The organism is Schinkia azotoformans LMG 9581 (assembly GCF_000307855.1).
In the GTDB taxonomy this organism is placed as follows: domain Bacteria; phylum Bacillota; class Bacilli; order Bacillales; family Bacillaceae_J; genus Schinkia; species Schinkia azotoformans.
In genome coordinates, this window is sequence record NZ_AJLR01000015.1 from 1 (window position 1) to 11,264 (window position 11,264).

Annotated in this window: 10 protein-coding genes; 1 reads left to right on the forward strand and 9 read right to left on the reverse strand. The window is 38.6% G+C overall.

Going from position 1 to position 11,264, the window contains the following annotated elements:
- Window positions 1-59: 59 nt before the first annotated feature.
- The 7 genes from rbsB to yhbH all read right to left on the reverse strand — a co-directional run bounded on the left by rbsB (window position 60) and on the right by yhbH (window position 7,059).
- Window positions 60-1,007, reverse strand: a complete 948-nt coding sequence (gene rbsB / locus BAZO_RS01470) for a ribose ABC transporter substrate-binding protein RbsB (protein WP_003329421.1) — start codon at window positions 1,005-1,007, stop codon at window positions 60-62.
- A gap of 39 nt (window positions 1,008-1,046) precedes the next feature.
- Window positions 1,047-1,988, reverse strand: coding sequence for an ABC transporter permease (locus BAZO_RS01475; RefSeq protein ID WP_003329422.1), 942 nt, complete (start codon window positions 1,986-1,988; stop codon window positions 1,047-1,049).
- A 1-nt stretch (window position 1,989) separates the two neighbouring features.
- Window positions 1,990-3,486, reverse strand: a complete 1,497-nt coding sequence (locus tag BAZO_RS01480; protein ID WP_003329423.1) for a sugar ABC transporter ATP-binding protein — start codon at window positions 3,484-3,486, stop codon at window positions 1,990-1,992.
- Window positions 3,486-3,881: a D-ribose pyranase gene (gene rbsD / locus BAZO_RS01485; protein ID WP_003329424.1), complete on the reverse strand. Its 396-nt coding sequence runs from the start codon at window positions 3,879-3,881 to the stop codon at window positions 3,486-3,488. Before rbsD ends, BAZO_RS01480 begins: the two co-directional genes overlap by 1 nt.
- An 8-nt stretch (window positions 3,882-3,889) precedes the next feature.
- Window positions 3,890-4,792 (reverse strand): ribokinase, encoded by a 903-nt coding sequence (rbsK, locus tag BAZO_RS01490; RefSeq protein ID WP_039956864.1) that lies wholly within the window; start codon window positions 4,790-4,792, stop codon window positions 3,890-3,892.
- Window positions 4,789-5,772 carry a LacI family DNA-binding transcriptional regulator gene (locus tag BAZO_RS01495; RefSeq protein ID WP_003329426.1) on the reverse strand — a complete coding sequence of 328 codons (984 nt, stop codon included), beginning with the start codon at window positions 5,770-5,772 and terminating at the stop codon, window positions 4,789-4,791. The genes rbsK and BAZO_RS01495 overlap by 4 nt, the downstream gene beginning before the upstream one ends.
- Before the next feature lie 117 nt (window positions 5,773-5,889).
- The gene (yhbH, locus tag BAZO_RS01500) at window positions 5,890-7,059 is read right to left on the reverse strand and encodes a sporulation protein YhbH (RefSeq protein WP_003329427.1); all 1,170 of its coding nucleotides are present in this window, start codon (window positions 7,057-7,059) and stop codon (window positions 5,890-5,892) included.
- A gap of 382 nt (window positions 7,060-7,441) precedes the next feature.
- On the opposite strand from yhbH, the gene BAZO_RS01505 reads away from it, so the two are divergent.
- The gene (locus BAZO_RS01505; protein ID WP_039956866.1) at window positions 7,442-8,224 is read left to right on the forward strand and encodes an alpha/beta fold hydrolase; all 783 of its coding nucleotides are present in this window, start codon (window positions 7,442-7,444) and stop codon (window positions 8,222-8,224) included.
- Between the two features lie 156 nt (window positions 8,225-8,380).
- Here BAZO_RS01505 and BAZO_RS01510 read toward each other — a convergent pair whose 3' ends face one another.
- Both BAZO_RS01510 and BAZO_RS01515 read right to left on the reverse strand, forming a co-directional pair.
- Window positions 8,381-10,303 (reverse strand): vWA domain-containing protein, encoded by a 1,923-nt coding sequence (locus BAZO_RS01510; protein WP_003329430.1) that lies wholly within the window; start codon window positions 10,301-10,303, stop codon window positions 8,381-8,383.
- Between the two features lie 9 nt (window positions 10,304-10,312).
- Entirely contained in the window at window positions 10,313-11,194 is an 882-nt protein-coding gene (locus BAZO_RS01515) for an ATP-binding protein (RefSeq protein WP_003329431.1), read from the reverse strand.
- Window positions 11,195-11,264 lie beyond the last annotated feature (70 nt).

The window sequence follows — 11,264 nt, forward strand, 5'->3', positions numbered from 1 at the left end:
GCCCGTCGCACAAAAAGCCAGCATCTCTGCTGGCCCTTGATTCATATTTAAATTTTATATTACTTAATTAATTCAAGCTCTACAGGAATAAATTCCTCAACCTTTTCTCCTTTAATAACAGAGATTGCTGTCTCAACGCCCTTTTGACCAATTAAGTCAGGCTTTTGGGCAACTGTTGCTCCCATGCGACCATCTTCAACAGCTTTTACTGCATCTTCAGTTGCATCAAAACCAACCACTAACACATCTTTTAAACCAGCAGCAGCTAATGCTTCTAAAGCACCAAGTGCCATTTCATCATTATGAGCAAATACAGCTTGAATGTCTTTATTTCCTTGAAGAATATTTTCCATTACTGTTAAGCCTTTTGCTCTGTCAAAATCAGCGGCTTGCTTGGCTACCACTTCGACACCTTCAACTCCATCAACAGCACTATGGAAACCTTCTCCACGCTCACGAGCTGCAGAAGAACCTGGAATACCTTCAAGCTCAACAATTTTGCCTTTGTTTCCTAAAGTTTCAAGAATAAACTCTCCAGCCATTTTACCACCTGCAGCGTTATCAGAGGCAATATGGGCTACAACCTCTCCGCCTTCTGCACTACGGTCAACTGTAATAACTGGAATTCCAGCATTGTTTGCAGATTCAATCGCAGAAACGACTGCAGCAGAATCAGTTGGATTAATAATTAAGGCAGAAACCCCTTGTTGAATTAAATCCTCAATATCACTAATTTGCTTAGCAGGGTCATTTTGAGCATCAATAGTTGTGATCTGAATACCTTGCTTTTTCGCTTCTGCTTCCGCACCTTCCTTTAAAGTTACAAAGAAAGGATTGTTTAATGTTGAAATTGATAAACCAAGCTTCATTGAATCTGTAGCCGGTGCTCCCTTGTTTTCACCTGATGTAGCGGGCTCTTCAGTAGAACCAGGCGCTTTTGTTGAGCAGCCTGCAACTAAAATCATAGTAAATGCTGCAAGAAGTAAAACTTTTAACCAGTTTTTCATTTGTACATCCTCCCATTTTTCATTTTTTAAGATCTTGTGTTAAGCTGACTTTTTACGATCTAAAATTACCGCTAAAAGGATAACACCTCCTTTAACGACTTGTTGGTAGAATGATGAAACATCTAATAAATTTAAACCATTATTTAAAACCCCAATAATAAGGGCACCTACCATTGTCCCAAAAATCCAACCACGTCCACCTGATAAACTAGTTCCGCCAAGTACAACGGCAGCAATGGCATCGAGTTCATAAGCGGTACCAGCAGTTGGTTGAGCAGAGTTTAATCGCGATGTTAAAATAATCCCCGCTAATGCAGATAAAAGACCTGTAATCGAATAAACCCAAATTTTCACTTGATCCACTTTTATACCTGATAAAATGGAAGCTTCTTCATTTCCACCAATGGCATATACTCTTCGTCCGAAAGTTGTCTTCTTTAGAATAAAGTACAAAATAGCATAACTTATTAACATCCAAATTACCGGAACAGGAATTCCAAAGAAATAACCTCTTCCCATTAATTCAAAAGATAAATCCTTTGATAACCCCGTAATTGGACGGCCTTCCGTATAAACTAAAGCTAATCCTCTAAAGATTGTCATCGTTGCTAGCGTCGCTATAAACGGTGCAACCTTTCCTTTGGTTATTACAAAGCCATTAAAGGCACCCATCAGAGCACCGGCTAATAATCCAAGCAACATTGCCAAAATCGGATCCATACCGCCTGCCATAAATCCAGCAGTTAACGCCGCAGAGAGAGCCAGCATTGACCCAACGGAAAGATCAATCCCCCCTGTTAAAATGACAAATGTCATCCCAAAAGCAATCAGTGCATTGATGGATACTTGACGAAGAATATTTAATATATTATCCAATGATAAAAAGCTTGGACTTAATATTGATAAAATAATGGTAATGACCGCAAAACCAAGTAGAGGCCCAAGTTTCTGCAATGATGTTGATATTTTTGACTTCTCCATATTAAATCCCTCCCGTAGCGGCTTGCATTATCTTCTCTTGATCTGCTTCATCCCGCTCTATGATTGCAGAGGCTTTCCCCTCATGAATAACTAAAATCCGATCACTCATCCCTAAAATTTCAGGTAATTCCGAAGAGACCATAATAATCGAAACCCCTTGTTCAGTTAATTCATTCATAATATGGTAGATTTCTTTTTTAGCACCAACGTCTACTCCCCTTGTCGGCTCATCTAAAATTAGAATTCTCGGGTTAATCCCTAACCATTTCCCAATTACTATCTTTTGCTGATTTCCACCACTTAGGGACTTTACTAATTGTTCTGAACTTGAGGTTTTCACATGCAATTTATCTATCATTTGACTAACAAACTCGTTTTCTTTTTGAGTTGAAATTACGCCTTTGTTAGATAGACGTAATAAATTGGGTAGAGCAAAATTTTCTCGAACAGTTAAGTCCAATACTAATCCTTCTACTTTTCGATCTTCAGTAATGAACCCAATTCCTGATTTAATAGCATCATAAGGTGTTCTAATATTCATTTCTTCACCGTCGATAAACACCTTTCCACTTTGGGTTGGAAGAGCACCAAATAGCGCCTCCATTATTTCGGTCCTGCCAGCACCCATTAAACCAGCTACACCAAGTATTTCTCCCTCTCGAACAGCAAAATTTACATCCTTAAATTTCCCATTACTTGTGAAATTCTCGATTCGTAATCTTTCCTTGCCGGGTGTTGTTGTTCGTGTTGGAAAGCGTTCACCTAACTGTCGACCTACCATCATTTTGACTACTTCATCAAAATTAGTATCCTTGATTTTATTGGTTCCAATGAATTCTCCGTCTCTCAGCACGGAAATCCGATCACAGATTGTAAAGATCTCTTCCATTCGATGCGAAATATACACAATTCCTACTCCGCTTGCTTTTAAACCATTTATAACTTGGAAAAGTGCCTCTATTTCCCTATCGGTTAAAGCAGCCGTTGGCTCGTCCATTATTAAAACTTCTGCATTTGTAGATACAGCTCGGGCTATTTCAATCATCTGTTGTTGACCGACTGAAAGTCTCCCTGCTTCCAAATTGGGGTCTAAATCGACTCCAAGTCGATTTAAATATTCCTTCGTCTTCTCTTTCATTTCTTTTGTTCGTAGAATCCCCAAACGACCTGTCGTTAACTCTTTACCTAGAAACATATTCTCACTTACTGTTAAATACGGAATAATGTTTAATTCCTGATGAATAACAGCTATCCCAGCTTTTTCAGCCTGCTTTGGATTTGTAAATGAAACCTCGTTTCCTTTTACAAAAATAGAACCTGTATCCCGTTCATAGATCCCGGTTAGAATTTTCATCAGCGTTGACTTCCCCGCTCCATTTTCACCCATTAGCGCATGGATCTCCCCAGGGAGCAGTTCAAAATCCACATTTTCTAGTACTCGATTTCCAGAAAATGATTTACTAATTTGCTTCATTTCTATTAATGGTTGTTTTTCCATTAGAAAATCACTCCAGCTTGAAGGATTATATTCGCATAAGGGGATGCCTCCCCTGTTCTAATTACGACCTTCGCTTCTTTAGTTAATTCTTTAAATTGCTCATGAGAAACATAAGTTAATTCTTTACCTGCTAATAAGTCTTCGATTGACTTATTAATATCTGGGTTTTTTTCTTGAATTTCAGTAGCCAATGTTGCTGCTTCAACTTCCATATCTTGAATAATGGTATTTAGCGTTTCTAAAAAGCTTGGAACTCCGATCTTTAAGGAAAGGTCAATCCTTTTGACCCCGCTCGGAATCGGCAAACCACAATCTGCTATTACAATTGTGTCCGTATGCCCTAGTTCTGCTAACACGGAAGCTATATGGCTATTTAATATTCCGTTCTTTTTCACAGATGACTTCATCCTCTCTTGCTATTAAGGAATATCTCAACCTCTTCTTTTGTAGGCATTCCGCTCTGTGCACCCAATTTCGTAACCGCCAAGGCTCCTACTGCATTTGCAAATCGACATGCTTTATCTATACTGTTGCCTGTAGTCAAAGCGACAGCAAGCGCACCGTTAAAAGAATCGCCTGCTCCTGTTGTATCAACCACTTCAACCGGATAGCTCTCAATATGTTGTTCATTGCCATTTTTATAGTATGTGATACCTTTTGCGCCTTTAGTAATAATTAGCTTTTCTTTTAACGTGTTTCTTTGCACTTCATCTAATCCTTCAAGTAGTTCAACTACCTCATGCTCGTTCGGAGTAATATAGTCAATATTTAGTAATATTTCTTTCGACAGCTTCGCGATTGGAGCAGGGTTTAAAATAATCGTTAGTCCATGTTTTCTTCCAATTTTCACTGCCATTTCTACTGACTCCATTGGTATTTCCAATTGTAGGAGCATAGTGTCACATGAAGCAATCAGATCTTCATATTTAGCAACAAGCTCAGGTGTTACATGATAGTTCGCACCAGGGACTACAATAATGCTGTTATCGCCCTCGGCCAAAGTAATGGATGCAATTCCTGTTTGTGTATGTGTAACCGGTTCCACATCAGGTAAAGAAACCCGTTGCTCTTTTAGATGTTCAACCAATTCCTTACCAAATAAATCGTCCCCGACACATCCTATTAATGATACATCTGCCCCTAGTCTTGCAGCAGCAACCGCTTGGTTTGCACCTTTTCCACCAGGGATCGTAAGAAAAGATGTTCCAATTAATGTTTCCCCTGCTTTAGGGAATACAAGGGCAGATGTTACTAAATCCATATTAATGCTTCCAATTACGATTATTTTTCGACTCAATTTATTCACCTCGGTTTAGTTGATTGGCGTTCGATTAACTCCACAGAAAATGTATAATTATTTTGTTCAAGTGGTCGATTCTCGATTAAGTCAACTAGGATTTGCACTGCTTTAGATCCAATATTATAAATGGGCTGAGCTATTGTTGTTAGTTCTGGGGATGTTGTTTCACATAGTGTAATTCCATCAAAACCGATAATAGATAATTGCTCAGGAATTTTAATCCCTAATTCCTCAGCTGCCTTTATAACGCCGACAGCCATAAGATCATTACCTGCAAAAATTCCATCGATATCCGGATGCAGAGTTAAAAGTTCTTTTGCTATTTCTTTTGTTTTATTAATATTGAAATTTCCGTTAACGACTAATTCGGGCCGAAACCAATCTAAATCTTGGACTTCATCTAAGTACCCTCTGCAGCGTTCGTCCGCATTTAAAACATTATATGGTCCTCGAACATGTGCAATTTTTTGACATCCAGTATCACATAGAAACTTAGTTGCAAGTCTAGACCCTTCATAATTATTGACCGATACTGTTGGTGTATCTAAATTTATCGGTCTATCAAGGGCAACAATTGGAACTTTTAAATCTTTAATATGCTCCGCTTTTAATGTACTAGTAACAATAATAAATCCATCTACATATTTTTGATTTAGTACTTCAATATACTCTTGCTCTTTTATTATGTCCTCATCAGAATTACATAATACCAATGTATAACCTGAATGATTCGTTACATCTTCAACCGCTCTTGCTAGTTGGGGGAAAAATGGATTTGTTATATCCGGAACAATTAAGCCAATCATTTTAGATTTTTTTTTAAAAAGGCTTCTCGCTACTGAATTTGGTTTATAATTTAAACTATGAATAGCAGCTTCTACCTTTTTTCGTGTGTCCTCATTAACATATCCTTTATTGTTTAAAACTCTTGAAACGGTTGCCACAGAAACTCCCGCAACCTTTGCAACATCTCTAATTGTGCTCAAAAAAAACCAACTCCAAGATTTAGCTTCTTATATGAATCTGTAACCGGTTACACATATTATACTTATCCTTGATTCCGATTGTCAACAGAAAAAGAAAAAATCCCTGTTCCCAGGGATTTATGCAAACGCCTTACTTTCATCTTCCTTCCGGAAGAAGCTGCGCATTGCTGTATATACATCTGATTTTTGCTTTAAAATATAATAGCGGAATTTTTCATCGTTAATGTTTTTATAAGCTGACATGAGGGTGCTATGGCGATTGTATTGATTGACCTCACCGTAGCCGAACATATTGCTGACTTTCATTAAATCCCCCACCAACTTCACACACCGGGCATTGTCCGAGGTTAAATTGTCTCCATCTGAAAAGTGGAAAGGATAAATGTTGAATTTGGTTGGATGATATTTTTGCTCAATGATTTCCAAGGCTTTTCGATAGGCAGATGAACAAATGGTTCCTCCGCTTTCCCCTTTGGAGAAAAAGTCATCCTCTGTAACGACCTTTGCTTCCGTATGATGGGCAATAAATTCAATTTCAACGGTTTCATATTTTGTTCGTAAAAACCTTGTCATCCAGAAGAAAAAGCTGCGTGCCATATACTTTTCCCAGATCCCCATTGAGCCCGACGTATCCATCATGGCAATTACAACTGCTTTTGATTCAGGCTTAACAATCTCATTCCAAGTTTTAAAGCGGATATCTTCGCGATAAATTGGTTGGAAGCTTGGCTCCCCCTTCATCGCATTCCGAACAAAAGCATTTTTGAGTGTTCGTTTTTTATCAATATTCCCCATTAACCCTGTTTTTCTAACATCATTAAAATCAATATCCTCTACAACATTTTCATCACGTTCTTTTTGCTGTAGATTCGGTAACTCCAATTCTTTGAAAAGTGCTGCTTCAATTTCCATTAAAGATACTTCTGCTTCAAAATAATCTTCCCCTGCCTGATCCCCTGCACCTTGCCCTTTTCCAGCAGCTTTTTCACCAGATCCGTCACGAGCAACAACATCACCAACTTGGCTTTCCCCATCACCCTGGCCCACATGTTTAGTTTTATCGTAATTATAACGAATTTTGTATTCATCCAATGAACGTATAGGTATCTTCACGACTTCCCGACCGTTAGACATGATTATACTTTCTTCTGTAATTAGGTCTGGCAGATTATTTTTTATAGCTTCTTTTACTTTTTCCTGGTGCCGTTGTTGATCATCATGTCCTTTCCGGTGGAGGGACCAGTCTTCCTCTGAAATTGAAAAATGCTTTTCATTGCCTGCTGTCATTTTATTTTCCCTCCTTAAGCTAAAGTTTTCAATTTTGTAACAAACTTTTTCTAACCTCATATGCTAAATGGGGAAGGTTTCCATTTATAAGAGTTTACTTTATCCTATGCAATTGATTTAAATAATTGCTATATAATTTTTACTTTTCAGCTAAATTGGACAAGAATCATGGGAGAAAACGGGGTGCGGGGTGTGGTGCTGGGACGCGGGGGCCGTTCTGGGGTGAGCCACAGGGTCAGGAACTCCGGCTCGGTTCCAGAATCCAATAAACTCCATAATGATCCACGGGCTTCGTATAAGAAAGCCCTAGCGTGTAAAAAATAAAAAAGGATAAGTAGAGCTATCTACTATTTCTAGTATTTATATTAAAAAGGTGATTAGCTTGCCAATGTTATCAGATGTGGAGAATGGCCTTTACTACAATGCGAACGGTAAAGGCATACCTCTTGTTTTTATTCATCCTCCGTTACTTACAAGTACCAATTTTAAATATCAAGTGGAGGAATTATCGCAAAAATATAAGGTTATTACTTTTGATATTAGAGGGCATGGGCGGAGCGCTTTTTCAAAGGAGCCAATCACTTATCAGATGATTGGAAATGATATTAAACAGCTTTTAGACCATCTCAAAATTGAAAAAGCATTTATTTGCGGCTATTCAACGGGAGGTTCTATCGTATTAGAATTTTTGCTAAATCATAAAGAACGAGCATTAGGGGGCATTATTATAAGTGGTATGTCCGAGATTAAGGATTTCTATAACGAAAAACGAATTATCATCGCAAGGCTGCTTTCAAAAATAAAAGCCAAAAAGCTGCTGGGGCTCGCTATTTCATTTGGAAATGCGAATACCTTTGAAATATTTAAAATGATGTACCGGGAATCCATAAAAGGGGATATAAGGAATATCAAACAGTACTATAACTGTAGTCTGCATTATAATTGTACACATCAATTACCCAGTATTGACCTGCCGACTTTACTAGCCTTTGGCAGTAAGGATAAAGCCTTTCATCAGTATGCAAAAATTCTACATGAAATGCTCCCACAAAATGAATTAAGGGTCATTAACACAAAGCATCAGATTCCAACAAAAGCAGCGAAAGAATTAAATCAAATGATTCACGAATTTGTGGTAAAAATCCAGCAAGGACAAAATCGCTGACGCGACTTTATCCACGTCCCAAGTGTATATTAAGTGGGACACAGGGTCGGGAACTCCGGCCCGATTTGGGCCGCATAACAAAAAAATCAGGAACCATACACACTCTATGATTCCCGTTCTACCTTCCCGACGCCAATAACAGGAATCATTAACCCATCATATACTCCGCAACAGCAACTTCTTCAAGAGTGGAAACAGAATATCAGGGAGATCATCGATAACAGGCACTAAAATACTATATTTCCCATAAATATTCTTTATTGTTGTTTGCTGGCTTTCGGTTATTTCACCATTTGCCAGGAAAACATTGATGATTTCAATTCCCTTTTTGCGGCCGTTAACTACTGCCTCGTGAGTATCGATGATTCCATTTTCTACATAATCAAAGGCGGCGGGTTCACCATCTGAAAAGACGAGCAGAAATTTTTGTTTTTCATGCCGTTGCAGGAGCCGCTCACACATCATACGAATGGCAAAGCCGTCGCGGTTATCTTCTTCAGGCTCCAGCTGCATTATTTTTGGACCTGATTTTGAATCCGCAAAATTCGCGAAATCAACAACTGTTTTAAAGCAATTGGGCTGTCTCACCTCAGTTGCATCACTGGAATCCTCCCAAAAGCCGACAATATTATGCGGAACCCCCACACCGCTAAGTGCTTCATGAAACAAGGTGATCCCGAGTTTAGTCTGGTCCATTTTGTCATACATGGAAGCTGAGCAATCAACAAGCAGAGAGAATACCGCATCAATTTCGGGTGACGGTTGATTTTTCTTGTAAAATAACCTCGGATTTTCATCTGTAAAATAGCGAATCAACTTTTTATTTAATCTGCCAATGTGCAGGTCCTCCCGTGGGAGTATTTTTTTATGCTCCAATGTTTTTTGAATCATTTGCTTTAATTTTTTCTGATAAGGCATAATGATCGTTTTAAACTCATCGTATCTTTCTTTTTCTGCAATGGTTGTTTGGTTTAGCCGCACATGAATGGGAACGGCAAATTTATTTGCTCTCCCATATTTTTCGTCGTTAGCTGCACCTGACAAAGCCTCTGCGTCATTGGCCTCCACAGCCTCAACTTCCGAAAAATCCTTATGTTTGGATTTCCCGGATTTCCCCTGTACAACTGCCAACGCTTGGTCACCCGCTTCTCCTTCCCTAACTCCTTCGCCGATCAAATCCGTCTGCGTGCCCTGCTCTAAATCAAATTTAAGAAAACTTTTCGTTGTATCCTCTGTCTCTTGATGCCATGTCGGGAGTTTTTCAGAATGGACATCTTCATCTCCTTCCTTTTCCTTATCCAAAACATCATTATTTTTCAATCCATTGCGCCGCTTTAAATCATCATATGTAAGCCCATCGTCCATTTTTTTATAAACATTTTCAGAAATATAAAAATAGAGGTTCAGCATATCAGCCTGAAGCAATTCTTCCAACACTTCCATCACCGTGAATGTGATCTTGGCAATATCCCTAGTGGACTTTGCATCAAAGACCTTCGTCACTTCAGTTTGAACGAACGGGATAACCGGATCAATCTTAGCATGGATGCTAGGATACTCAACAAACGGAGACTCTGCCGACAAAAGTAAATATATTAAATTAAGCAAAGCATCCGTATAGACACCACGAGTAGTATTGACATTTAATTGACTTGAAAAATATCTCCGGAACACTTGCCTCCTAACCGCAAATATCTTCCTAGTTCCGGGTCTTTTTTTTATAAAAATATCTTCAAGCCGCAAATCCTCAAGCAAGACAAATAGCTGTCTCGTAAAACTAACAAGCAGACGAGCATCAGATTTCTCAACCAGTTCCTTTGCAACCATTTTGTCAAAATAATCTCCACTGCTAATGCTAGTCAAAAAAACATCGCTGAATAACCCAAATCTTTTTTCAAGTGTAGAGTAATCATCCCAAAACCGGCTAATAAAAATTTTATTTTCATGGGGATCATAGTAGGATTTGTAACCATACTCAACTTCCAGCTGTTTATTTTTCGTTAAAGTTCGGGCTACGTCTGATAGCTCCATGAACAAAAAGGAATCTACTTTATCTTCGTTAAATTTAATAAAACTCATCGCTAATCCTCACTCAAACAGCGTTTCAGCAATATTCTTTATTGCCGCTTTTTCACGGTCATCATCCAATTTTTCAATAACACCTCTTTGAATCGCACGAAGTGGAGGTATAAACTTAGCTAAATCACAGGTATCCAACAATGCTCGAATCGATGCCGCCTCCTCTGAGATTTGACCATTTTTCACCTGTGTAATCAGATCGGCTGAGAAGGTTACAAAGCGATTGACCAACACTTCATCCTTTAACTGGGATTGTTCTAGTAAAACCTGCTTTAAAATCTCCCCTTGAATGTAAGGCACTTCCAAAACGACAAATCGATTTTTCAAAGCTTCATTTAAAGGAACGGTCCCAACATACCCTTCATTAATAGCGGCAATAACGGTAAAATCATTCGCGGCCTTAACAATTTCACCTGTAAACGGATTTGTTATCATTCTCCTGTAGTCAAGGACTCCATTGAGAATCGGCAATGTTTCCGGTTTTGCCATATTAATTTCATCGATATATAATAGATGCCCCTTCTTCATTGCTTTGATAACGGGACCTTCAACAAATTCAATCGATGTTTTTCCGTCTTCATTCGCAATTGTTTTAAACCCGAGCATACTTTCAGCATCCAAATCAACGGAACAATTAATGCTGTGCATAGGCTGCGAAAATAAGGCTGATAAAGTTTCTGCCAGCTTTGTTTTTCCCGAACCAGTTGGTCCTTTTAATAAAATATTTTTACGAAGGGCCAAAGCAATAACGGCATCATGAATAATGCTTTGATCTGCGGGCTTATAGCCGGCCTTTCCAACTAAATTCCCAAAATCTTCGATTGAAGTTTGCCTTTTATTCTTGACCATCGCCTCAATGTCAGGAGGCAACTGAAGTGACTCAAGTTTCATATTTTAATAATCCCTTCTTCAAATAATTTGTATAAGTAGCTTCTCCCAAAACAATAAAGTAGGGAAACCT

Bases quoted from the DNA above. Each gene is read 5' to 3' on its own strand.
- rbsB (WP_003329421.1), bottom strand. From the start codon at position 1,007: ATGAAAAACTGGTTAAAAGTTTTACTTCTTGCAGCATTTACTATGATT.
- BAZO_RS01480 (WP_003329423.1), bottom strand. From the start codon at position 3,486: ATGGAAAAACAACCATTAATAGAAATGAAGCAAATTAGTAAATCATTT.
- yhbH (WP_003329427.1), bottom strand. From the start codon at position 7,059: ATGACAGCAGGCAATGAAAAGCATTTTTCAATTTCAGAGGAAGACTGG.
- BAZO_RS01475 (WP_003329422.1), bottom strand. From the start codon at position 1,988: ATGGAGAAGTCAAAAATATCAACATCATTGCAGAAACTTGGGCCTCTA.
- BAZO_RS01510 (WP_003329430.1), bottom strand. From the start codon at position 10,303: ATGAGTTTTATTAAATTTAACGAAGATAAAGTAGATTCCTTTTTGTTC.
- BAZO_RS01515 (WP_003329431.1), bottom strand. From the start codon at position 11,194: ATGAAACTTGAGTCACTTCAGTTGCCTCCTGACATTGAGGCGATGGTC.